Here is a 23581-nt window from a genome sequence, read left to right as displayed (position 1 = left end):
CTGGGGTTGGTTGGGGTGGGCGTGATGAATGGCAAGATGCCATCGTCGATAGCATAGCGGTTGCGGCTTTGTCGTCCAGCAAGCAAGAACTGATTTTTCCGTAGGTTCCCGGGACCTATACGAAAGTCGCTAACCAACAGACGCAACAAACCCCAACCAAAAACCCCTATGGACCACCCCCGCAAGTAGCACAAGCTCACGCCCACACAAGCTCCCCAGCCGTGACCGCTACAGCGAAAGGACTCCCCACGCATCCCTCGTACGCATCACGTCGCGCTCAACCGAGTCCAGCCATGAACCTACCGAACCTCTTCAACAAAGCCCGAACCCGCACCCAAGGGACGGTCAGCGTGGCCTGCACTTCGGGTGAACTTGACCAAACGCTGGCCAACCTACGTATCACCCCAGTACTGATCACCGGTTTCATCTCCCCTCACCTGGACATCGACCAGATCGCCACCAAGATCAAGAAGCGCTTCGCCCACAGCACCATCAGCCTGTGCACGACCTCGGGTGAACTGTGCAACGCTGCGAACACGCTGTACTGCCAAACCGGCGAAACCTGGGATCGGGTAGTACTGCAGTTGTTTGACGCCAGTGTGATTGTGTCGGCCGAGGTGGTGATGGTGCCGCTGGAGTGCGAGGACATTCGCGGTGGCGGCAAGCGTTTGGCCATGCGTGAGCGAATCACGCGGTTGGTGAATAACATCAAGCAGGCGCAGGTGAGCACGCCCATTGATCATCGCGACACGTTGGCCTACGTGGTGTTCGATGGTCTTTCGGCTTCCGAGTCGTTCTTTATGGAAGCGCTGTATGAATCTGGCCGCTTCCCCTGCCTGTTCGTTGGCGGCTCGGCCGGTGGCAAGGCTGATTTCAAGAAGACCCTGATCAGTGATGGGCAGCGCAGTTATCAGAACCATGCGCAGATTGTCTTCCTGAAAACCGCGGCGGATGTGCGCTTCGGGGTGTTCAAGAGCCAGAACTTCCAACCGGCGGGACTGACGCTCAGCGTGCTGACCGCGTCGGTCGAAGACCGCACCATCGATCAGGTCATCGACAGCCGGGGCAATATCAAGAGCATGGTCCAGGCGCTGTGCGATGCATTCGAGTGCGGTGCCCAGGCATTGGAGAAGAAGCTGGCCGATTATTCATTTGCCATTCGCGTGGGCGAAGAGTTGTTCGTGCGTTCCATTGCCCGCATCGACCATCAACAGCAGATCATCCAGCTGTTCTGCGACGTGGCGCCTGGCGAAGAGTTGGTGATGGTCAAGCGCACGCCGCTGCGCGAGGCGACCCGGCTCGACTACGAGAAATTCCTCAAGGGCAAAGGCGGCCAACCGGTGGCGGCTATTCTCAACGACTGCATCCTGCGTCGGCTCAACAACAGCAGCGACCTGGGCAGCATGGCCGGTATTTTCGGGGATGTGCCGTTGGCTGGTTTCTCGACGTTTGGTGAAATCCTCGGCCTGAACCTGAACCAGACGCTCACGGCGATTTTCTTCTTCAGGGTCACCAAGGGCGCCGGTTTTGTTGACGAGTACGTCGATAACTTCATTGCCCACTATGGCGAGTTCAAGGCGTTTTTCCTGCGCCGCCAGATCAAGAAATTGGCGGGGCTGAACCATGTGGTGGTCAAGCAGATCAAGGCGTTCAAGCTGAATGATTTCAGCAGCGCCTTGGATACCCGCGGCCTGGACCCGACGATCCTGCCGGTGTTCGATGGCCTGACGGACCTGGGCCAGGTATTGGCGCAGGCCAGCCAGCAACAGGCGCAGATGGCGACGCAGATCAAGCATTACTCCGGCGAGCTGCACCTGTCGATGGATGACCTGACAGGCACGATCGACCGGCAACACAGCGTCGCCGAGCAGGCCGGCACGACCGTCGAGCAGTTGGCCACGCAAGCGGGTGAAGCGGTGGTCGGCGCTCGTGCCCTCGCCAGTTCGAGTTTGCGCATTCAGTCGATTGTCCAGGTCATCCAGCAAATCGCCGGTCAGACCAACCTGTTGGCCCTCAACGCCGCCATCGAGGCCGCGCGGGCGGGTGAGATGGGCAGAGGGTTTGCGGTGGTGGCCGATGAGGTCCGCAAGCTGGCGGAGATCACCCGCAAGAATGCGGCGGAAATCGGTGTGGACATTGATCTACTCTCGACGGAGATCCAAGGGGTCGCCCAGCAGATCGAAGACCAGTCCGTCGCTGTGAGCGCCTTGCGGGCGATGCTCGATGCCTTGGAAGACTCGAGCCGGACCACCGAAGGCACGGCGCAACGCACGAAAGCCATTGCGGATACCTTGACCGGGCTGACCCATGGCAATGCTTGAGATCGAATCGCCCAGACAGTGAATCGAGGGTAGCGCCCGCCACAGTTCCCCTTGTGGAAGATTCCTTTGTGGGAGCGAGCTTGCTCGCGATAGCGGTGGATCAGCTGGCATCAATGCTGACTGTGCCGCCGTCATCGCGAGCAAGCTCGCTCCCACAGTTTTTTGAGTCGCTCGCAGACATCACCATCCCCCTGAATCCCTTGTGGGAGCGAGCTTGCTCGCGATAGCGGTGGATCAGCTAGCATCAATGCTGACTGTGCCGCCGTCATCGCGAGCAAGCTCGCTCCCACAGTTTTTTGAGTCGCTCGCAGACATCACCATCCTCCTGAATCCCTTGTGGGATCTGCGGTGCTGCAGGTGTCACCGTCAGGGAATCAACATCTGCACCTGCCCCGGCACGACGATCTTGATCACCCCGGCCCAGGTGCACATCAAGGTGCTGTTGGCGTCGATGGCTGGCATGTTGCCCAGCAACAGGGTCGGGGCACCGCCGGGGATCCACGGGGCGGCGGTGGCCGGGATGCAGGGCATGGGGGTCAGCACGCCCAGGGCTGCCGCCGTGGCGGCGGCCACGGTGGGATTTGCCAGGCTCATGCACATGCCGAAAGTAGTGATGTTCACCAGCGGGATGTGATCCATGATGTTTGCCGCCGGCATCCCGCCAGTCAGCAGGCGATTGACCGGCAGCACATTGAGCACCGCCGGGGCTGCGCCGAAGCTGCATTGCAGGGTCGCGGTGCCACAGACTTGCGGGCATCCCATCGCGGTTGCTCCTTTGAAAGCGACAGACCCCAAAACCTTAGCTCGCCCCCATCCAACGCGCACGCCGCCATGCATCAAGCCCGCTGATTATCCGGCAACACGCTAACCTATAAGACCCTGGCGTGCTTGTGACGCCTTCCACGCGCCATTAGATTAGCCAATGATCGATGGCCTCCAAAATAAGCAGAAGGGATAAGCATGGCGTTTACTGATCAGTCCACCCGCGTGCGCGACGGTGAAGAACTCGATGCCAACCTGATCGACCCGTACCTCAAGGCCCACATTCCCGGCCTGACCGGCCTGCCGAAGATCAGCCAGTTCCCCGGTGGCGCGTCGAACCTGACCTACCTGCTGGAGTACCCCGAACAGGAATTCGTCCTGCGCCGGCCGCCGTTCGGCCACAAGGCCAAGTCCGCCCATGACATGGGCCGTGAGTTCCGCATCCTCAACCAATTGCGCGATGCTTTCCCGTACTGCCCCAAAGCCTATGTGCACTGCACCGACGAGTCGGTGATGGGCGCGGAGTTCTACGTAATGGAGCGGGTCGAGGGCATTATCCTGCGCGCCGAGCTGCCGCCGGAGCTGGGTTTTGACGCCGAGCGCACCGAAGCGCTGTGCAAGAGCTTCATCGACCGGCTCGTCGAACTGCACCGCGTCGACTACAACGCTTGCGGCCTGGCCGACCTGGGCAAGCCCGAAGGCTACGTGGCCCGGCAGATCCGTGGCTGGAGCGATCGTTATGAAAAAGCCCTGACCCCTGACGCGCCGAAGTGGGAAGCGGTCAAGGCCTGGCTCAACGACAAGATGCCCGCCGACCATCCGACGTCGAGCATCGTCCACAACGACTACCGCTTCGACAACGTGATCCTCGACCCGGAAAACCCGATGCGGATTATCGGGGTGCTGGACTGGGAGCTGACCACCCTTGGCGACCCGTTGATGGATTTGGGCAACAGCCTCGCCTACTGGATCGAGGCCGAAGACCCGGCGCCGGTACAACTGTTGCGCCGCCAGCCCAGCCACGCGCCGGGCATGTTGACCCGCCGTGAGTTCGTCGACTACTACGCCGAGCGCGCAGGGATCCGCATCGACAACTTCGACTTCTACTACACCTACGGCCTGTTCCGCCTGGCCGGTATCGTCCAGCAGATCTACTACCGTTTCTTCCACGGCCAGACCCAGGACAAACGCTTCGCGCAGTTCGTTCAGATGAACAAACTGCTGGAGCAGATGAGCCTGCAGGTCATCGCTAAATCCACGCTCTGAGCGCCCTCATAACAAGGAAACAGCATGTCCAAGACCCAGTTGTTCGACCTCGACGGTAAAATCGCCTTCGTTTCCGGCGCCAGCCGCGGCATCGGCGAGGCCATCGCCAAACTGCTGGCCCAGCAAGGCGCCCACGTGATCGTGTCCAGCCGCAAGCTCGACGGTTGCCAGCACGTGGCCGATGCGATCATCGCCGCCGGCGGCAAGGCCACCGCCATCGCCTGCCACATCGGTGAAATGGAGCAGATCAGCCAGGTCTTCGCGGGTATCCGCGAGCAGTTCGGGCGCCTGGACATCCTGGTGAACAACGCCGCCACCAACCCGCAATTCTGCAACGTCCTGGACACCAACCTGGGTGCGTTCCAGAAAACCGTGGACGTGAACATCCGCGGCTACTTCTTCATGTCCGTGGAAGCCGGCAAGCTGATGCGCGAGAACGGCGGCGGCAGCATCATCAACGTGGCGTCGATCAACGGCATTTCGCCGGGGATCTTCCAGGGCATCTACTCGGTGACCAAGGCTGCGGTGATCAACATGACCAAGGTCTTCGCCAAGGAATGCGCGCAGTTCGGCATCCGCTGCAACGCCCTGTTGCCGGGCCTGACCGACACCAAGTTCGCCTCGGCACTGGTCAAGAACGACGCCATCCTGAAGACCGCCTTGGCGCAGATCCCCCTCAAGCGCGTGGCCGACCCGAGCGAAATGGCCGGCGCGGTGCTGTACCTCGCCAGCGATGCGTCGAGCTACACCACGGGCGTGGCGTTGAATGTGGATGGTGGGTTTCTGTCCTGACAGCGGGCGCCATGAAAGACCTGTGAAATCCCCTGTGGGAGCGAGCTTGCTCGCGATAGCGTCGTATCAGTCACACAAGTACTGCTGACCTACCGCTATCGCGAGCAAGCTCGCTCCCACAAAGGGATCTTCAGCAATCATGGAAATGAATATTTATTCCAATATTTGCAATTAGCGAATATTTATTCCATAAAGAGCCCTTCTGAAAATAAAAACTCAAAAGGGCTCTTTCTCATGCGTGAACTCGGCATCGGTCTGATTGGCACCGGCTTCATGGGCCGCGCCCATGCCTTGGCATTCCACAATGCCAAGGCGGTGTTCGACCTTCCCTTGAACCTGAAACTGGCGGCCCTGGCCGACGCCGATCCGCAGCGTGCCCGGAAATGTGCCCAGAGCTGGGGGTTCGAGACGGCCCACAGCGACTGGCAGCAGCTGATCGACGACCCGAAGGTTCACCTGGTCGCCATCACCACCCCCAACCACCTGCACTTTCCGATGGCCATGGCCGCGTTGGCGGCGGGCAAGCCGGTCTATTGTGAAAAGCCGTTGGCGGTGTCCCTGGAACAGGCCGGGCAGATGCGCCAGGCGGCCAAGGCCGCCGGGGTGGTGACGCGGGTCGGCTACAACTACCAGCACAACCCGATGATTCAATGGGCGCAGGACATGATCCAGCGCGGCGAGCTGGGGCGGATCATCAGTTTCCAGGGCGAATTCAGCGAAGACTTCATGGCCGATCCGATCTCACCGTGGTCATGGCGTTGCGAAGCGAGCCATGCCGGTGGCGCGCTGGCGGACCTGGGCAGCCATTTGCTCGCCATGGCCCGGCACTTGTTGGGCGATGTCGAGGCCGTCTGTGCCGACAGCCAGACCGTGCACCACCAACGCCCTGCCAGCGCCGGCAACGCCGAACAGCGGGCCATCGCCGTGGATGATCAAGTCCATGGGCTGCTGCGTTTCGCCAATGGCGCCCGGGGCACGGTGAGCAGCAGTTGGCTCAAGCACGGCTACAAGAATCACCTGAGTTTCGAGATCAGCGGCACCCTTGGCACCCTGGCGTTCGATCAGGAGCGGTTGAATGAACTTCGCCTGTGCCGCGCCGGCCAGCCCGGCTTCCAGCGTTTGCTGGCCGGCCCGGATCTGCCCGGCTATGCCGCGTTCAGCCCTGCCGCCGGGCATCAGTTGGGCTACAACGAATTGAAGACATTGGAAGTGCAGGAACTGATCATGGCGCTGGCCGGCGAAGGCGCCGGCGGGACGGACTTTGACGAGGCCTGGGAAGTGGAGCGGCTGGCGGCGGCGATTCGCGTTGCGGCGCGGGAAGAACGTTGGGTGAAGGTGAGTGAGCTATAACCGCTCACCTGAGCGAACACCGTGGCGAGGGAGCTTGCTCCCGCTGGGCTACGCAGTAGCCCCAAAACCATTCACCCCGGTGTGTCAGGTTGATTGCATTTGGCTTCTTTGGGGTTGCTGCGCAACCCAGCGGGAGCAAGCTCCCTCGCCACAGGGTTCAACGCAGGGTTTGCAATTCAACTAGCCTTACTGCCAACGCCTTGGCCTGGCTCGCCACATCAGTCACCGCAGTGCTTTCCCACCACATCCCCCGCAGCGGCGGGCCCATGGCGAACAGGCAGCTGGCCGGTTCGCCTTCGGCATCCAGTACCGCACCATCAGCACGCGCGGCGATGCCCAAAGCCAACGGCCCCGGTTGGATCAATCCTCGAGCCAGCAACTGTTGTGGCAACGGTCGCGCAACACGACGCCAGTCATATTCGATGCCACTGGAGTTGATCAACGCGGCGCCCTGCACCACTTCCAATCCAGCCTCGCCCCGTCGACGAATATTGATCGCTACCGATCCTTCGCCAGACGCGGCCAGTCCCTTGAACGACGCCGCCTGAATCCGCAACCGCCCTTCCCCATGCAGGCGCGCCACCAGTTCCGCGCTCAACGGTGGCGAGCGATGGTGATGACTCTCCCACCACGGCCGCACATGCCGCACGAATTGCCGGCGCTGCACATCGCTGGCCTGATTCCACAAGCGCCCGATGTGCGCGCGTACGGTGTCCAGCGGCGCCTGCCAGTCGATCCCTTGGGCTTGGGCCTGGCGGCATTGCTCGCGCAGGGCGCGCATCAACTGGCGTGGCGAACGCAGGCTGTGATCTTCGGCGAGGAAATCCACCCAGGCGGGTGGCTGGCGGCGCACATGGGGCAACAGGCCATGGCGGGAAAACACTTCAATCGGCCCGCGATGGCCGGCCTGTTCCAGCGACACCACGGCGTCGACCATGGTCAGCCCCGAGCCGATGATCAGCACCGTGGACTGTGGATCGAGCTGGCGCATCGCAGCGACGTCCCAAGGATCGAGGGCTGCGGCGTTCAAGCCGCTGGATTCGGTTTGTGGAGTGCGGGCCGCCGGGAACATGCCGGTGGCCAGCACTGCAAAACGGCCACGCAAGCGTTGGCCGTCGTCCAGCGTCACCATCACGGCGTCGTCGGCGAGCCGCAGGTCCACGGCCTCCCCGCGCACGTGCTCGGCGGTCGAGCCATTTTGTGCGCCCAACTCACGAGCCTCGGCCAGACGTTGCTGCACATAGAGGCCAAACATCCCTCGGGGTGGAAACAACTCGCTGATGGGCACGTGCTGCTGATCCGACTCGGGCCAGCCGCCGGCCTCGATGAACGCGGTGAGCCATTGGGTCAGGTCATCGGCGTTGTCCGGGTCGACGCTCATGCGCGCCGCGTTGCCGTTCAAGGTGTGACCCAGTTCCACGGCACTGTAGGCCTCGCCCCGGCCCAGTTCGCTGCGCGGTTCGACGATCAGCACTTCGCGCCGGCCCGGCAGGCGCAGCAACTGCGCAGCCAGCATGGCACCACTCAGGCCGCCACCGATGATCAGGATGTCGGCTTCGCGGATGAGGCCGCTCCCCTGTCGCTCCAGCGCTGTGTCCATACCGCTCTCCCCAGGCATCAAATCACCACGTTGCGTACGAATCTCGCCGCCACCGAGCCATCGTTGCGATAGGCATGGGGCTGGTTGCTGGCGAACATGAAGAACTCACCAACGCCTATGCGGCGCTCTTCGCTGCCCAGCAGCAACGTCAGGCAGCCTTCGAATACATAAAGTTGTTCGCTCCATCCATCCGCGTCGCACTCGGAATGGTAATGCTCGCCCGGCTCCAGCCGCCATTCCCAGAGTTCTACCTCACGGCTGGCGGTGGCCTTGGCGAGCAACACAGCTTTGCTGCCCGGGATCACACCGGCCCAGACCAGTTCGTTGATGCGGCTCGAGTCGCGGGCTTCGGGGGCTTGGATCAAGTCGCTGAAGGCGACATCGAGGGCTTCGGCGACCCGGTCCAGGGTCGTCAGGCTGACGTTCTTTTCGCCGGCCTCGATGGCCACCAGCATCCGCCGACTGACCCCCGACAGCTCGGCCAGCGCCGCCTGGCTGAGCTCGGCGGCATGCCGCAGACGACGGATGTTCTGGCTGACGTGTTGCAGGACGGAGGCCCGCTGGCCGGATTCTTTGTGCACTATATTGCTCACATGGCAGGGTTGCGCATTATACTGCCCAACTTCGGGCGCATTGTGCGTCCGCCTCAAGTGGCGCGCAAGGTCATGGCATCGGTGAATTCCCCCCAAGCTTCCTCCCGTTTCTCAAGGTTCAGCAAGGCCGAATGCGTGCTGGTGCTGATTACCATGATCTGGGGCGGGACTTTCCTGTTGGTGCAGCACGCCATGACGGTCAGCGGGCCGATGTTTTTCGTAGGCCTGCGTTTCGCTGCCGCGGCCGCGTTTGTCGCGCTGTTCTCCTGGCGGCATCTGCGTGAGCTGACGCTGTTCGAACTCAAGGCCGGGTGCTTCATCGGCGTGGCGATCATGCTCGGCTACGGTTTGCAGACCGTCGGCCTGCAAACCATACCCAGCAGCCAGTCGGCGTTCATCACCGCCCTCTACGTGCCGTTCGTGCCCTTGTTGCAATGGCTGGTGCTGGGCCGGCGGCCAGGCTTGATGCCGAGCATAGGCATCATGCTGGCGTTCACTGGGCTGATGCTGGTGTCCGGTCCGGCCGGGGCCTCGCTGAATTTCAGCCCTGGTGAAATCGCCACGCTGATCAGCGCCATCGCGATTGCCGCCGAAATCATCCTGATCAGCGCCTATGCCGGCCAGGTCGATGTGCGCCGAGTGACCGTGGTGCAACTGGCGAGCACGGCGGTGCTGGCGTTCCTGATGGTGGTGCCGACCCAGGAAGCGATCCCGGATTTTTCCATGTTGCTGCTGGTCAGCGCCGTGGGCCTGGGGGCCGCCAGCGCAGCGATCCAGGTGGCGATGAACTGGGCACAGAAAAGCGTCTCGCCGACCCGCGCCACGCTGATCTATGCCGGTGAGCCGGTGTGGGCCGGCATCGCCGGGCGCCTGGCGGGCGAGCGGCTGCCGGCGATTGCATTGTTCGGCGCGGCGCTGATCGTGGCGGCGGTGATTGTCAGTGAGCTGAAGACCCGCAGCAAAGGTGTTGTCGAAGTGGATGAAGGGCTTGAGCGGGAACAGTGAGGCCGGTTACCGGCAATGGTGATTGAACCTGTGGCGAGGGAGCTTGCTCCCGCTGGGTTGCGCAGCGACCCCAAGGAAGCCGAATGCAATCAACCTGACACACCCGGGTGACTGGTTTCGGGGCTACTGCGTAGCCCAGCGGGAGCAAGCTCCCTCGCCACAGGGATAAAGCGCGCCATTGCGCAGGACCTCGCCCCAGCGGCTCCAATACGCGTGCTGATTCCTGAGCGGTGTCCCCTGCCCCAAACACGCAAAGTCAGAAAACTCCGCCTACCTTGTAGGATTCTGCGACACCCTTGCGGTTGGTGATCGGGAATACGCCACGTATGATCCCTCACAACCTTCCGCCGAATAGAAGCCTATGTCACTGATAGTTCTATTGCTTTTGCCCTTCATCGGCAGCTGTGTCGCGGCGCTGCTGCCGCATAACGCCCGTAACGCCGAATCACTGCTGGCCGGCCTCGTCGCCCTGGCCGGCACGGTTCAGGTGGCCTTGCTGTACCCGCAGATCGCCGACGGTGGCGTGATCACCGAGCGCTACACATGGCTGCCCAGCCTGGGCCTGGATTTCGTGCTGCGCCTGGACGGTTTCGCTTGGCTGTTTTCGTTGCTGGTGCTGGGCATCGGCACGCTGGTGTCGCTGTACGCCCGCTACTACATGTCGCCGGACGATCCAGTGCCACGCTTCTTTGCTTTTTTCCTGGCGTTCATGGGCGCCATGCTCGGGTTGGTGATCTCCGGCAACCTGATCCAGATGGTGTTTTTCTGGGAACTGACCAGCCTGTTCTCGTTCCTGCTGATCGGCTACTGGCATCACCGCGCCGACGCTCGACGCGGTGCCTACATGGCCTTGATGGTGACCGGCGCCGGCGGGCTTTGCCTGTTGGCCGGGGTGATGCTGCTCGGCCATGTGGTGGGCAGTTATGAACTGGACAAGGTCCTGGCCGCCGGCAACCTGATTCGTGACCACGCCCTCTACCCCATCCTGCTGCCGCTGATCCTGATCGGCGCATTGAGCAAAAGCGCTCAGTTCCCTTTTCATTTCTGGCTCCCCCACGCCATGGCCGCCCCCACGCCGGTGTCGGCGTACCTGCACTCGGCGACCATGGTCAAGGCCGGGGTGTTCCTGCTGGCGCGGTTATGGCCGTCGCTGTCGGGCAGTGAAGAATGGTTCTACATCGTCAGCGGCGCGGGGGCCTGTACGTTGCTGCTGGGCGCCTACTGCGCGATGTTCCAGAATGACCTCAAGGGCCTTTTGGCCTACTCCACCATCAGCCACCTCGGGCTGATCACCCTGCTGCTGGGCCTGAACAGTCCGCTGGCGGCCGTGGCGGCGGTGTTCCATATTCTCAACCATGCCACGTTCAAGGCGTCGCTGTTCATGGCCGCCGGGATCATCGACCATGAAAGCGGCACTCGGGACATTCGCAAGCTCAGCGGCCTGGTGCGGCTGATTCCGTTCACCGCGACCCTGGCCATGGTCGCCAGCGCGGCGATGGCCGGGGTGCCGCTGCTCAATGGTTTCCTGTCCAAGGAAATGTTCTTCGCCGAGACCGTATTTATTTCCGCCACGGCCTGGGTCGAGCTGGCGCTGCCGATCATCGCCACCATCGCCGGGACGTTCAGCGTCGCCTACTCCCTGCGCTTCACCGTGGACGTGTTCTTCGGCCCCACCGCCAGCGACCTGCCCCATACCCCCCACGAACCGCCGCGCTGGATGCGCGCGCCAGTGGAGTTGCTGGTGTTCACCTGCCTGTTGGTGGGAATCTTTCCGGCCCAGGTGGTCGGCTCGTTGCTCGCCGCCGCCGCGTTGCCGGTGGTGGGCGGCACGCTGCCGGAATACAGCCTGGCGATCTGGCACGGCCTGAACGCGCCGATGATCATGAGCCTTGTGGCCATGTCCGGCGGCATCGTCCTGTACCTGTTGCTGCGCAAGCAGTTCCGCCAAGGGCACATCAAGCATCCGCCGTTCATTGGCCGGCTCAGCGGCAAGCGCCTGTTCGAGCGCTGCCTGGTGCTGATGATGCGCCAGGGCCGGCGACTGGAGCGCAGGATCAGCACCCGGCGCCTGCAAGCCCAACTGTTTTTCCTGGTGCTGGCGGCAGTATTGGCCGGGCTGATCCCGATGTTGCACAGCACGCTGGTCTGGGGCGACCGGCCGAAGATTCCCGGCTCCATCGTCTTCGTGACCCTGTGGCTGCTGGCGATCGCCTGCGCCCTGGGCGCGGCCTGGCAGGCCAAGTATCACCGGCTCGCGGCCCTGACCATGGTCAGCGTCTGCGGCCTGATGACCTGCGTGACCTTCGTCTGGTTCTCGGCTCCTGACCTGGCCTTGACGCAACTGGTGGTGGAGGTGGTCACCACGGTGCTGATCCTGCTGGGCCTGCGCTGGCTGCCACGGCGGATCGAGGACGTCTCGCCGCTGCCCAACAGCGAGCGGCGCGCGCGTATCCGGCGCGTGCGGGACTTGCTGCTGTCCATCGCCGTCGGCGGCGGCATGGCGCTGTTGTCCTACGCGATGCTCACGCGGCAGACGCCCAACGACATTTCGTCGTTCTACTTGAGCCGGGCCTTGCCCGAAGGCGGCGGCAGCAACGTGGTCAACGTGATGCTGGTGGATTTCCGGGGCTTCGACACCCTGGGGGAAATCACCGTGCTGGTGGCAGTGGCCCTGGCGGTGTTCGCCCTGTTGCGACGTTTCCGTCCACCGAAGGAAAGCATGCAGCTACCAGCGCAACAGCGCCTGCTGGCGCCGGACGTGGTCACCGACCTGGTCAACCCGCGCCATGCCAGCGATACCGCCCTGGGTTTCATGATGGTGCCGTCGGTGCTGGTGCGCCTGCTGCTGCCGATCGCCCTGGTGGTGTCGTTCTACTTGTTCATGCGCGGCCACAATCAACCCGGTGGCGGCTTCGTGGCCGGGCTGGTGATGTCCGTCGCGTTCATCCTCCAATACATGGTCGCCGGCACTCAGTGGGTCGAGGCGCAAATGAGCCTGCGACCGCTGCGCTGGATGGGCACCGGGCTGTTGTTCGCCACCGCCACCGGCCTGGGGGCGATGGCCGTGGGGTATCCGTTCCTGACCACCCACACCTGGCATCTCGAACTGCCGCTGCTGGGGGATATCCACCTGGCCAGCGCGCTGTTCTTCGATATCGGCGTGTACGCGGTGGTGGTCGGTTCCACCCTGTTGATCCTCACCGCCCTGGCGCACCAGTCGGTCCGGGCCCATAAACCGGGCCTGCAACCCAAACCCGTCGCCACCGTCAAAGGAGCCACTGCCTGATGGAAGAAGTCATCGCAATCGCAATCGGCGTACTGGCCGCCTCCGGTGTCTGGTTGGTGTTGCGGCCACGGACCTTCCAGGTGGTCATGGGCCTGTGCCTGCTGTCCTACGGCGTCAACCTGTTCATCTTCAGCATGGGCAGCCTGTTCATCGGCAAGGAGCCGATCATCAAGGACGGCGTGCCCCAGGACCTGCTGCACTACACCGACCCGCTGCCCCAGGCACTGGTGCTGACCGCCATCGTGATCAGCTTCGCCATGACCGCGCTGTTCCTGGTGGTGCTGTTGGCCTCCCGGGGGCTGACCGGTACCGACCACGTGGACGGCCGGGAGCCCAAGGAATGATGTTGACGCCTCATCTGATCGCCGCGCCCATCCTGCTGCCGCTGCTGACCGCCGCGTTGATGCTGATGCTGGGCGAGAAGCACCGCCCGCTCAAGGCCCGGATCAATCTGTTGTCCAGCCTGCTGGGCCTGGGCATCGCCGTGCTATTGCTGCGCTGGACCCAGGGCCAGGCCCTGCCCGCGTCCATTGGTGTGTACCTGCCGGGCAACTGGCAGGCGCCGTTCGGCATCGTCCTGGTGGTCGATCGCCTGTCGGCGCTGATGCTGGTCCTGACCGGCATCATCGGCGTCAGCGCCCTGCTCTTCGCCATGGCCCGCTGGGACCGCGCCGGCGCCAGTTTCCATGCGTTGTTCCAGATCCAGCTGATGGGCCTCTACGGCGCCTTCCTGACCGCGGACCTGTTCAACCTGTTCGTGTTCTTCGAAGTGCTGCTGGCGGCTTCCTATGGCTTGATGCTGCACGGTTCGGGCCGGGCGCGGGTGTCGTCGGGCCTGCATTACATTTCCATCAATCTGCTGGCCTCGTCGTTGTTCCTGATCGGCGCGGCGCTGATCTACGGCGTCACGGGCACGCTGAACATGGCCGACCTGGCCCTGAAGATCCCGCTGGTGCCGGAGGCCGACCGCGGCTTGCTGCACGCCGGCGCCGGCATCCTCGCGGTGGCGTTCCTGGCCAAGGCCGGCATGTGGCCGCTCAACTTCTGGCTGGTGCCGGCCTACAGCGCCGCCAGCGCACCGGTGGCGGCGCTGTTCGCGATCATGACCAAGGTCGGCGTCTACACGATCCTGCGCCTGTGGACGCTGCTGTTCTCCGGCCAGGCCGGCGCCTCGGCGTATTTCGGCGCCGACTGGCTGGTCTACGGCGGCATGGCGACCATCGTCTGCGCCGCCATCGCCATTCTGGCGGCCCAACGCCTGGAGCGCATGGCGAGCCTGAGCATCCTGGTTTCGGCGGGGATCCTGTTGTCGGCCATCGGCTTCGCCCAACCGAACCTGGTGGGCGCGGCGCTGTTCTACCTGGTGAGCTCGACCGTGGCGCTCTGCGCGCTGTTCTTGCTGGCGGAGCTGATCGAACGTTCGCGCTCGGCCAATGAACTGTCCCTGGACGACGACTTCGACACCTTGCCGCGGCCGCTGGAATCCTTGCAGCCGCCCAAGGGCATCAACCTCGATGACGAGCAGAAAGTCGTGGTCGGCCAAGTGATTCCCTGGACCATGGCCTTCCTCGGCTTGAGCTTTATCTTTTGCGCGCTGTTGATCATCGGCATGCCGCCGCTCTCGGGGTTCATCGGCAAGCTGAGCCTGCTGAGCGCCTTGCTCAATCCCCAAGGATTCGGCGCCAGTGCCGGGGCGCCGGTGTCGAACCAGGCGTGGGGCTTGTTGGCGCTGCTGATCCTGTCGGGGCTGGCCTCATTGATCGCCTTCTCGCGCCTGGGCATCCAACGCTTCTGGACACCTCAGGAACGCCCGTCGCCGTTGCTGCGGCCGTTCGAATGCCTGCCGATCGTCGTACTGCTGGGCCTGGGCATCGCCCTGACCTTCAAGGCCGAGCCGTTGCTGCGCTATACCCAGTCGGCCGCCGACGCGCTGAACACCCCGGAACATTACGTAATGTCGGTACTCGCCACCCGCGCCGTGCCCAGCCCCGAAGCCCGCGCCGCGTTGCAGGAGGTACAGCCATGAAACGCCTGTTTCCCGCCCCGTGGCTGTCCCTGGCGTTGTGGCTGCTGTGGCTGGTGCTGAACGTGTCCGTCAGCGCCGGCCATCTGCTGCTGGGCGCTGCATTAGGGTTCCTGGCCCCGTTGCTGATGCGTCCACTGCGCCCGCGGCCCATCCGTATCCGCCGGCCGTGGGTGGTGTTGCGCCTGTTCCTGCTGGTAGGCCGCGACGTGCTGGTGTCCAACCTGGCGGTGGCCTGGGGGGTGCTGAACGCCGGGCGCCGGCCGCCTCGCTCGCGATTCATCAAGGTGCCGCTGGACCTGCGCGATGCCAACGGCCTGGCCGCGCTGTCGATGATCACCACGGTGGTTCCCGGGACCGTCTGGTCGGAACTGGCCCTGGATCGCAGCATCCTGTTGCTGCACGTGTTCGACCTGCCGGACGAGGCGTCATTCATCGCGCACTTCAAGGCCACCTACGAGCGCCCCTTGATGGAGATTTTCGAATGAGCCCGTTGCTGTCCAATGCGATCCTGTTGAGCCTGTTCCTGCTCTCCCTGGCGATGGTGTTGACCCTGTGGCGACTGTTCAAGGGCCCGTCGGCCCAGGATCGGGTACTGGCCCTGGACTACCTGTACATCGTGGCGATGCTGATGATGCTGGTGCTGGGCATCCGATATGCCAGTGACACCTATTTCGAGGCGGCGCTGCTGATCGCCCTGTTCGGCTTTGTCGGCTCGTTTGCCCTGGCCAAGTTCCTGTTGCGTGGCGAGGTGATCGAATGACCGGCGAACTGTCGATGTGGGTGGAAATCCCGGTGGCGATCCTGCTGGTGCTCAGCAGCTTTTTCGCCCTGGCCGGGGCGATCGGCCTGGTGCGCTTGAAGGATTATTTCCAGCGCATGCACCCACCAGCCCTGGCCTCCACATTGGGCGCCTGGTGCGTGGCATTGGCCTCGATCGTGTACTTTTCGGCGCTCAAGTCCGGGCCGGTGTTGCACGCCTGGCTGATCCCGATCCTGCTATCGATCACGGTACCGGTGACCACCCTGCTGCTGGCCCGGGCGGCACTGTTCCGCAAGCGCATGGCGGGGGATGATGTGCCGGCGGAAGTGAGCAGTCGCCGGACCGACTGACAGACATCTCGCCGCTACAGCTTTTGTGGCGAGGGAGCTTGCTCCCGCTGGGGTGCGCAGCAGCCCCAAGACCTGTCACCTCGGTGTGTCAGGCTGACTTGTGTTCAGCTTTTTAGGAGGGCTGCGCCCTCCAGCGGGAGCAAGCTCCCTCGCCACAACTGTGTTCGGCCGGGTGACGGCGTGAATCAGGCCCACGCCACCGTCAACAACCCGGCCCCGAGCACCACGCACAACGGCGAATAGATCCAGGTGTCGAGCCTGGCGAAGGTCGAGCCCTTGACCTCCTTGAAGAAACCCACCAGGTTCGACTCGCCAATGGCCCGGGCGAACATCAGCAAGGCAATCGCGCTGATCAGCCACTGCAACGCCCGATGGGTGACCGGCTGGGCCAGCAGGCCGACCCGCAGGCACACCAGCAGCGCAATCATCAGCAGCGCCAGGGCCACCAGCAACGTCAGCCAGCCCGAGGGGTCGAACGCCGGTCGCAACGCGTCTCCCTGCTTCACCGGCACCTGGGGCACCACCGCCAGGGCCGCCCACCGCCCGCCCAAGGCCCAATACATATGAATCAAGCTGATGGTCGCAAACACTGCGACCAGCGACCGAGCCAATAAAAGCGTCATTCGCCAGCCTCCTGAAAAAGGTTGAACAATCATCCTAGCTCGAATTTGGCATTTCGCTGGACGGGCGCAGGTTGCCAGTTTCCAGTGATTGATTCATTGCCCAGGATCAAGGGTTCAACCCGCTGGCACTAGAGGCTGGCAGACACCTTGTCGGCCACCTCCTTGGGCAGCCAGGCCTGCCAGACCTCAGGATGGGCCTTGAGGAACGCCTCGGCCGCTTCACGGGGTGGCGTGCGTTTCTCGCTCATGTCGGCCAGGGCCTTGTTCAACGGCTCGATGGGCAAGTCGACCTTGCTGAAGAACTCGGCAATGTCCGGGTATTGCTTCTGGAACGGTGCGGAGACACCAATCGACAGTTTCGAGGCCAGCGAGCGGGTCGGCTTCGGGTTGGGGTTGTCGGCGTCGGTCAGGGTTTTCCAGGCCTCGGCATCGAAAGGCGGCTCTTGCAACTGCACCAGCTTGAAGCGCCCGAGCAGCGGCGTGGGGGACCAGTAGTAAAACAGGATCGGCTTGCCCCGGCGGATCGTCGAGCTGATTTCCGCATCCAGCGCCGCCCCCGAGCCGCTGCGAAAATTCACGTAGCTGTCGGACAGGCCATAGGCCTTGAGCTTCTGCTTGTTGACCACCTCGGAGGTCCAACCGATGGGGCTGTTGAGAAAGCGGCCCTTGTCGGGGCTTTCCGGGTCCTTGAACACGTGCTTGTAGCGCGCCAGGTCTTCGACGCTGCGCAGGTCCGGCGCCAGGGGCTTGATGCCCTTGGCCGGGTCGCCCTTGATGACATACTCGGGTACCCACCAGCCTTCGGTCGCGCCTTTGACCGTATCGCCCAAGGCGACCACCTTGCCTTCGGCCTCGGCCTTGACCCACACCGGGCTGCGGCCGGCCCATTCCTCGCCGATCACCTGGATATCGTTATTGGCCAGGGCGGTTTCCAGGGTGATGGTGGTGCCGGGCAAGGTGTCGGTCTGCAACCCATAGCCCTTTTCGACGATGACCCGCAGGATATCGGTGATCAGGCTGCCGCTTTCCCAGTTCAAGTCGGCAAAGTGGATCGGCGCTGTGGCGGCCGACGCCGGAAGGGGTGAAACCAACACAGCGAAGGTGGCCCAGGCAGCCAGCCACTGTCGAACTCGTCTCATGCTTTGCACCTCATGCCAGATAAACAGCAATCCCTGAACGGCCCTGCGTAACGAAACGCAAGCCCCTGAATAGTTCAGTCAATTGACTGTAGCCGAGGTTCCAGCGAGATCTTGCAAAACTGTCAGCGGTTTGGGTGCACAGGCGCCGAAACGGTCACTCACTGGCCTTGAAAGTGACCAGTTCGCCCTTGCGCCACTTGGCGGCCTTGGCGGTTACCGCTTTCAAGGTCTTGGTCAAGCCTTCCTGTAGCTGTTCGTTGGCCGCGAACACGGTCACTACGCTGTGGCCTTCCTTGAACAGGATGGCCTGGCCACCGGGAGTCGTGACGAAGGCGTAATCGCCAAGGCCATAGACCGTCAGCTTGATTTCGCGAAAGCGGATTTCAAACTTGCCGCCTTCGCGACTGGGCAATACCGCGGCGCGAAAATGATCACCGACCTTGAGCTCCAGCCTGGGTTTGTCATCGACCACCAGGGCCGATTCGGTGTCGATTTCGGCAACATAAATACCTTCGGCGGTCTGCTCGGTGATGTAGACGAAACGTGACTGGAATTGTTTGACCAGTTTTGCCCGCAGGTCACCAAGTACAAATAACGCATGCATGTCGAGATTACTTACTGCCAAGGAAACATCCCCATCTTTGAAAAAGACCCGCCCCGCGCAAAGGACGGACCACGAGAACCCGTACCGACTGTAATGTCGTAATGGACCTGTCACTGAAATTCGAAATGAACGGCGCGCCCTGTCCCGGGCCGAGAGCAGACTAAAGGTTGCCGCTCTCGCCGTCTTTCCCGGGGAGTCGCCAGAGGCTGAAGGAAAACGCCACTCTGAGCATCGGAAAAGATGGGACTACTAACTTTAGGGAAATTTCTCACTTAAAAAAGCATTTTTCTGACATCGAGCCCAAAAAAAATTGCTTTAGATAGGCGCAACCGTCCACACGGCTCTGCCGATTCTAGAGCAGCTCAAGGCGTGGAGACTACTCGAAGTCGCCGGCAATTCGTCGGTAAATCATAAAAAGGAATTCATAATGATCGCTTTCCCTCCCCTGCCCCACCTCTTCGCCCCTTGCATCGCTGAAGCAGCCAACAGCTTTGACGGTGTCGATCGCCTGCCAATTTCGTTGATTCAACCGCGTTACCGGGTGGTCTTGGCCGGCAAGTGTTTTTTTCATATAGAAGAAACATCGACTGGACGTGTAAGAGGATTCCGAACCGACCATAACGAGGCCTGTCACCTGGCCAGGCGTCTCGAACAGAGCGCCTGAATGCCTCGGTCAATGACTTAACTCAGCCGCCGACGGGCAACTGCTGCCATACTGCCCGTCCAGCGAAGATCGTCGTCCAATGGCGGATCGCGCACCCATAATGATTTTGAGGAGCAGGCGCGACGTGACGGAATTTGATATTGGCGAATTTTTTATCCGGGGCGAGGCCAGGGAAGTCGAAGGCGAGTTCCAAGCGGTCATCGTAATGCGTGCCAAGCCGCCGTTGACCACCGTCACTTGCCACCAGGTGGAAAAGGATCGCTGGTTCAAGACTTCGCAAATCGCTGCCGAGGCTGCCAGGGAAGCGGCCAGGGCGCTGAAGGCCGCCGTGGACGAAGGCGCCTTGAAAGCCTGATTCCAATCGAACTCCTGATAAGCGCTTGCCTCAGATAAAGGAAGCACAGACGCGCCATGACGGCGCCGACCAGAGGAGACTTCCATGGAACAGCCTTCCCACGACCTCAAGACCCTGTTCGACCAACTCGGCCTGCCCTCCGATGGCAAGGCCATTGACGATTTTATCGTGGCCCACCCACTGCCCCCGGAAATCAAGCTGGTGGAGGCTGAGTTCTGGTCGGACCAGCAGAAAGAGCTGCTCCAGGAATGGCTGCTCGCCGACGGCGAAGAAGCCGTGCTGGTGGACCAACTGAATGTGCGCCTGCACGACGGCAAGTAGCGGCAAGGCCCATTAATAGCATTCACCACCGCTCTCGTGGCGAGGGAGCTTGCTCCCGCTGGGGTGCGCAGCAGCCCTTGGACCTGCCGCCTCGGTGGGTCAGGTTGAGGGGGGTCAGCCTTTGGGGCTGCTGCGCAGCCCAGCGGGAGCAAGCTCCCTCGCCACAAAAGCTTCCTTGTCACATCCGTGGCGCTGAGGTCTAGCGCGGCTTCTCGGGTTTGTAGCCCAAGCGCAAGCCGCCCCAATGACGTCCCTTGAGCATGATCGGTACGGACAGATCATGCATCAACTCCCCCGTATCCCGGGTGTAGGTCTGCAGCAGCACCGGTTGCTGGTGGCTGCCGCAGCGGATCCCGGTGCGATCGGAGAACTTGCGCTTGGTGCGGTTATTCAGCGTGTCCACCTGGGGATCGCCGGTCAGCGGCTGGCTGAAGACCTTATTGTGGGTCGGCACATAACCCTGCTGAGTGCAGGCAATCGCAAACACCAGGCCCTCGTGACGGGCCAGCAGCGGCTCCTGGATCGCCGGCAGGACCTGGTCGGTGTAGCGGTCGAAGCGGGTCTGGTATTTGGCCGGCTGGGTATTGGGGATCGGTTGATAGTTACGGTCGAACAAGTCCTCGAGGCTGACACGGCCCTGGTCGATATCGGCCTCGAACTGCGCGGCGATCTGGCTCGCCCCTTCCCGCGCGAGGTCGTAGACCCGTTGGTGATAATCGTCGAGGCCCACCTCGGCCAGGCGTTCGCTGATGGTTTCGGCCTGACCTTCCATCTGCACCGCCGCCTCGGCCAGGCGCTGGGTCTGCTGATCGCTGATGGACAGGTCGCTGCGCATCTGCTCGATGGCGTGGAACAGGCTGTCGAGTTGTTCGCGATTGGTGTCAGTGCCCTGGGCAATGGCACCGACCTGGGTTTCAACGCCTTCTGCAAGCCGGGCGATGTTCTCCAGGTGCTGGCCGGTGTGCTCGACCTGCTGCACGCCACTGTCCAGGTCGGCGGCCAGTTGGCGGATCTGCTCCACCACCTGGGCGGTGCGCTGCTGGATGTCGGCCACCATCACCCCGACTTCGCCGGTTGCCGCGGCGGTACGCCCGGCCAGGCCGCGAACTTCATCGGCCACCACCGCGAACCCACGGCCATGCTCACCGGCCCGGGCCGCCTCGATGGCCGCGTTCAGCGCCAGCAGGTTGGTCTGGCTGGCGATCGATTGGATCACCAGGCTGACCCGCTGGATTTCATCGCTGCGTACACTCAGGGCTTCGATCAATTCACGGCTGTCATTCGCCCGCTGGCTGAGCTGGTGCATGCGGCTGATGGACTCCACCAGTTCGCTGCGCCCGGCCACGCTGCTGCGATGGGCCTCGCTGGCGGCGCCCAGGGCTTGCTGGCTGAGTTGTGAAGTGGCCTGTTCAGTGGCGATCATCGATTCGGCATTGCTGACGATCTGCGCCGCCGCATCGAGTTGGGACTGGACCTTGCCGGCCAGTTGCTTGACCGAATAGGCAACACCGGCGGCCGACAGGGCGTTATGGCTGGTGGTGTAGGACAAGTCGCGGGTCAACTCGGCCAGGGTGTCGGTGCTGGGTGCGGCTGCCGCGGCCATGCGTGAACGCAGGCGCGGCAACCAGACGATCAGCATCACCAGCGGCAGGCCCAGGTACAGCGACCAGCCGCCCAAAGCCATGCCGCACAGCAGCAAGGCCAGGGCCAGGCTCTGCAAGGTCGGCGTCAGCCAGCGCGCCGCGCCGTTTGTTTCGGCTACCGAGGCCGGCACCGCACCCGCCAGCGTTCCGTCTGTCGCCATGTTCGTCACCCACATTCTCGTTGTTATGACCGCATTAAACGCCACTACCGAGCCATTATCCATGGTCCATTAGTCGTGTTCTTGCAGCAGGTCAACGGGAGTAGACGAACAGGTAGGCGAAAGCAAAAGATCGCGGCCTTCGTCAAAAGGTCGCGATCTTTTTGAACAACGCGAATCAGGCCTGACGCTGGTGCTTGTCGATCTGTTCGTGACGTTCCTGGGCTTCGATGCAGTACTTGGTGGTCGGGCTGATCAGCAGGCGCTTGAGGCCGATCGGCTCGCCGCTGTCGTCGCACCAGCCGAAGCTGTCGTCGTTGATGCGGTCCAGGGCCTGCTCCAGTTGAGGCAGCATGCGCTGGTCGCGATCGATGGCGTTGACCAGCCAGGTACGCTCTTCTTCTACGGAAGCAGCGTCCGCCGGGTCGGCCGGGGTGTCCAGGCTCTCAATGGCGATTCGGTTCTGTTCGATGCGCTCGTGGGTTTCGACTTTCATGTTCTGCAACAGCTTGGTGAAGAAAGCCAGCTGCTCGGCATTCATGTAGTCATCCGCCGGCATGGCCAGCAACTTTTCCTTTGTCATTGATTTCTCTATAAAAAAACGTGCATTAAGGCGAATTATGGAGCGTCCCGCAGCGCAGCTGCCACGCTCATCGGGAAAGGCGCCGTCTATTCCAAGCGCCACCCGGCACTCAATTTACGAGGGGCGGCAGTCTAAGGCCGAGTCGAGGCCTCAGCAACTGAAAACATAGGGAAAATGTCCGACAACCCCCTCAAATGTTCTCTGACAGGCTTTTGGCAGTCATCGGAGTGCGTTTATAACAAGAAATTCGGTGCAATTGCTGTATTAAGAAGACAAATGGCTACGCCACGCGGGTCAGGCGTGGCGCTTTGTCGCAACTTTCGGCTATCAGCGCTTGAGTTTGCGCTTGTTGCGGTACTGGTCGATGACCACCGCCACCACGATGATCAAGCCCTTGATGATGTCCTGGATGTAGGCGTCGACCCCGACGAAGGTAAAGCCGCTGGCCATCACCCCGAGGATGAGCGCCCCGATCACCGTCCCGGTGATGCGCCCCACCCCACCCGCCAGGCTGGTGCCGCCGATCACCGCCGCCGCAATCGCGTCCAGTTCATAGGACATGCCCATGCCCGCCTGCCCGGTCGCCGCCCGCGCCGAGGCCACCACGCCGGCCAACCCCGCGAGCAACCCGGCAATGCTGTAGACGATCACCAAGTGGCGCTTGACGTTGATGCCCGATGTGCGCGCCGCCTGCATGTTGCCGCCAATGGCGTAGGTGTACTTGCCGTACTTGGTGTAACGCAGGGCAATGTGGAAGATCACCGCCACCACCAGGAAGATGATCACCGGCATCGCGCCATGGCCAATGGCGGTATAGGAATCGGACAGCATGCTCACCGGCTGGCCTTCGGTGTAGTAGCGCGCCAGGCCTCGGGCCGAGACCATCATGCCGAGGGTGGCGATGAACGGCGGGATGCCGGTGATGGCGATGATGCTGCCATTGATCGCCCCGGCCAGCAGCCCGACCCCGAGCCCCGCCACCACCGGTATCCACACCGGCAAGTCAGTCAGCGAGGGAAACACCGCCCGGGCGAAGTCCGAGGTCTGGGCCAGGCTGGCGGCGATCATCGCCGACAGCGCCAGCACCGAGCCGGACGACAGGTCGATGCCGGTGGTGATGATCACCTGGGTCACGCCGATGGCCAACAGGCCGATGATCGACACTTGCAGGATCATCAGCACCAGGCGCTGGGAGTTCATCAGGAAACTCTGGTCACGCATGATCCAGCCGAACATTTCGAACACCAGGCCGATGCCGATCAGCACCAGGAAGATGCTCAGTTCCGTCGGCAACCGCCGCCGGGTCCTGTTCGGTGCTGCCGCGGGTTTGTTTTCCAGTATCGCGTTCATAGCCAATCACCTTTTTTGATCCGTGGCCAG

The 23581-nt window shown here is 62.6% G+C and carries 23 protein-coding genes and 1 pseudogene; 15 read left to right on the top strand and 9 right to left on the bottom strand.

Annotated elements, in window-relative coordinates:
- Positions 1-293: 293 nt before the first annotated feature.
- Positions 294-1400: pseudogene (locus J3P85_RS11315) on the top strand (FIST signal transduction protein); the annotation flags it as partial.
- Positions 1401-1403: 3 nt separating this feature from the next.
- Positions 1404-2321: a methyl-accepting chemotaxis protein gene (locus J3P85_RS11310; protein ID WP_434706353.1), complete on the top strand. Its 918-nt coding sequence runs from the start codon at positions 1404-1406 to the stop codon at positions 2319-2321.
- Positions 2322-2687: 366 nt separating this feature from the next.
- Here J3P85_RS11310 and J3P85_RS11305 read toward each other — a convergent pair whose 3' ends face one another.
- Positions 2688-3083 carry a DUF4280 domain-containing protein gene (locus J3P85_RS11305; protein ID WP_003202818.1) on the bottom strand — a complete coding sequence of 132 codons (396 nt, stop codon included), beginning with the start codon at positions 3081-3083 and terminating at the stop codon, positions 2688-2690.
- Positions 3084-3281: 198 nt separating this feature from the next.
- Between J3P85_RS11305 and J3P85_RS11300 the strand changes: the two genes are divergently transcribed.
- From J3P85_RS11300 to J3P85_RS11290, 3 genes are all read left to right on the top strand, one after another.
- Positions 3282-4349 (top strand): phosphotransferase family protein, encoded by a 1068-nt coding sequence (locus J3P85_RS11300; RefSeq protein ID WP_434705844.1) that lies wholly within the window; start codon positions 3282-3284, stop codon positions 4347-4349.
- Between the two features lie 24 nt (positions 4350-4373).
- On the top strand, positions 4374-5141 hold the full coding sequence (locus J3P85_RS11295) for an SDR family oxidoreductase (RefSeq protein ID WP_434705843.1): 768 nt from the start codon (positions 4374-4376) through the stop codon (positions 5139-5141).
- Between the two features lie 234 nt (positions 5142-5375).
- The gene (locus J3P85_RS11290) at positions 5376-6491 is read left to right on the top strand and encodes a Gfo/Idh/MocA family protein (protein ID WP_434705842.1); all 1116 of its coding nucleotides are present in this window, start codon (positions 5376-5378) and stop codon (positions 6489-6491) included.
- 157 nt (positions 6492-6648) lie between these two features.
- Here the strand turns inward: J3P85_RS11290 and J3P85_RS11285 are convergent, their stop codons facing one another.
- Positions 6649-8091 (bottom strand): FAD/NAD(P)-binding protein, encoded by a 1443-nt coding sequence (locus J3P85_RS11285; protein ID WP_434705841.1) that lies wholly within the window; start codon positions 8089-8091, stop codon positions 6649-6651.
- Positions 8092-8108: 17 nt separating this feature from the next.
- Positions 8109-8672 (bottom strand): helix-turn-helix domain-containing protein, encoded by a 564-nt coding sequence (locus tag J3P85_RS11280; protein WP_434705839.1) that lies wholly within the window; start codon positions 8670-8672, stop codon positions 8109-8111.
- Between the two features lie 12 nt (positions 8673-8684).
- Between J3P85_RS11280 and J3P85_RS11275 the strand changes: the two genes are divergently transcribed.
- The 7 genes from J3P85_RS11275 (at position 8685) to J3P85_RS11245 (ending at position 16111) form a co-directional block, all read left to right on the top strand.
- A complete protein-coding gene (locus tag J3P85_RS11275) occupies positions 8685-9689 on the top strand; it encodes a DMT family transporter (protein WP_434576540.1) in 1005 nt (334 codons plus the stop codon).
- Positions 9690-10050: 361 nt separating this feature from the next.
- The gene (locus J3P85_RS11270) at positions 10051-12975 is read left to right on the top strand and encodes a monovalent cation/H+ antiporter subunit A (protein WP_434705838.1); all 2925 of its coding nucleotides are present in this window, start codon (positions 10051-10053) and stop codon (positions 12973-12975) included.
- Positions 12975-13319: a Na+/H+ antiporter subunit C gene (locus tag J3P85_RS11265; protein ID WP_003202835.1), complete on the top strand. Its 345-nt coding sequence runs from the start codon at positions 12975-12977 to the stop codon at positions 13317-13319. The genes J3P85_RS11270 and J3P85_RS11265 overlap by 1 nt, the downstream gene beginning before the upstream one ends.
- Positions 13316-15001: a monovalent cation/H+ antiporter subunit D gene (locus J3P85_RS11260; RefSeq protein ID WP_434705836.1), complete on the top strand. Its 1686-nt coding sequence runs from the start codon at positions 13316-13318 to the stop codon at positions 14999-15001. The genes J3P85_RS11265 and J3P85_RS11260 overlap by 4 nt, the downstream gene beginning before the upstream one ends.
- A complete protein-coding gene (locus tag J3P85_RS11255; RefSeq protein WP_411384988.1) occupies positions 14998-15486 on the top strand; it encodes a Na+/H+ antiporter subunit E in 489 nt (162 codons plus the stop codon). Before J3P85_RS11260 ends, J3P85_RS11255 begins: the two co-directional genes overlap by 4 nt.
- A complete protein-coding gene (locus tag J3P85_RS11250; protein WP_018612749.1) occupies positions 15483-15761 on the top strand; it encodes a K+/H+ antiporter subunit F in 279 nt (92 codons plus the stop codon). Before J3P85_RS11255 ends, J3P85_RS11250 begins: the two co-directional genes overlap by 4 nt.
- Complete coding sequence (locus J3P85_RS11245) at positions 15758-16111, top strand: Na+/H+ antiporter subunit G (protein ID WP_434705835.1); 354 nt, start codon at positions 15758-15760, stop codon at positions 16109-16111. The genes J3P85_RS11250 and J3P85_RS11245 overlap by 4 nt, the downstream gene beginning before the upstream one ends.
- A 185-nt stretch (positions 16112-16296) precedes the next feature.
- Here J3P85_RS11245 and J3P85_RS11240 read toward each other — a convergent pair whose 3' ends face one another.
- From J3P85_RS11240 to J3P85_RS11230, 3 genes are all read right to left on the bottom strand, one after another.
- Positions 16297-16734 carry a DUF3995 domain-containing protein gene (locus J3P85_RS11240; RefSeq protein WP_434705834.1) on the bottom strand — a complete coding sequence of 146 codons (438 nt, stop codon included), beginning with the start codon at positions 16732-16734 and terminating at the stop codon, positions 16297-16299.
- Between the two features lie 128 nt (positions 16735-16862).
- A complete protein-coding gene (locus J3P85_RS11235; protein WP_434705833.1) occupies positions 16863-17873 on the bottom strand; it encodes an ABC transporter substrate-binding protein in 1011 nt (336 codons plus the stop codon).
- A 154-nt stretch (positions 17874-18027) separates the two neighbouring features.
- Positions 18028-18477, bottom strand: coding sequence for a hypothetical protein (locus J3P85_RS11230; protein WP_053122788.1), 450 nt, complete (start codon positions 18475-18477; stop codon positions 18028-18030).
- 427 nt (positions 18478-18904) lie between these two features.
- On the opposite strand from J3P85_RS11230, the gene J3P85_RS11225 reads away from it, so the two are divergent.
- From J3P85_RS11225 to J3P85_RS11215, 3 genes are all read left to right on the top strand, one after another.
- Positions 18905-19141 carry a hypothetical protein gene (locus tag J3P85_RS11225; protein WP_434705832.1) on the top strand — a complete coding sequence of 79 codons (237 nt, stop codon included), beginning with the start codon at positions 18905-18907 and terminating at the stop codon, positions 19139-19141.
- 124 nt (positions 19142-19265) lie between these two features.
- The gene (locus tag J3P85_RS11220) at positions 19266-19496 is read left to right on the top strand and encodes a hypothetical protein (RefSeq protein ID WP_250965570.1); all 231 of its coding nucleotides are present in this window, start codon (positions 19266-19268) and stop codon (positions 19494-19496) included.
- 84 nt (positions 19497-19580) lie between these two features.
- Entirely contained in the window at positions 19581-19817 is a 237-nt protein-coding gene (locus J3P85_RS11215; RefSeq protein WP_434705831.1) for a DUF2789 family protein, read from the top strand.
- Between the two features lie 199 nt (positions 19818-20016).
- On the opposite strand, the gene J3P85_RS11210 is transcribed toward J3P85_RS11215, so the two are convergent.
- The 3 genes from J3P85_RS11210 to J3P85_RS11200 all read right to left on the bottom strand — a co-directional run bounded on the left by J3P85_RS11210 (position 20017) and on the right by J3P85_RS11200 (position 23551).
- A complete protein-coding gene (locus tag J3P85_RS11210; RefSeq protein ID WP_434705830.1) occupies positions 20017-21621 on the bottom strand; it encodes a methyl-accepting chemotaxis protein in 1605 nt (534 codons plus the stop codon).
- Between the two features lie 175 nt (positions 21622-21796).
- Positions 21797-22201, bottom strand: a complete 405-nt coding sequence (locus tag J3P85_RS11205) for a TraR/DksA family transcriptional regulator (protein ID WP_003202859.1) — start codon at positions 22199-22201, stop codon at positions 21797-21799.
- Between the two features lie 327 nt (positions 22202-22528).
- The gene (locus J3P85_RS11200) at positions 22529-23551 is read right to left on the bottom strand and encodes an ABC transporter permease (protein WP_186710404.1); all 1023 of its coding nucleotides are present in this window, start codon (positions 23549-23551) and stop codon (positions 22529-22531) included.
- Positions 23552-23581: the final 30 nt, after the last annotated feature.

Origin of the sequence: Pseudomonas sp. Z1-12 (genome assembly GCF_051132015.1) — a bacterium.
GTDB lineage: Bacteria > Pseudomonadota > Gammaproteobacteria > Pseudomonadales > Pseudomonadaceae > Aquipseudomonas > Aquipseudomonas zanjanensis.
Note: the sequence above shows the minus strand (reverse complement) of the source record. Positions and strands in the feature narration are given on the sequence as shown.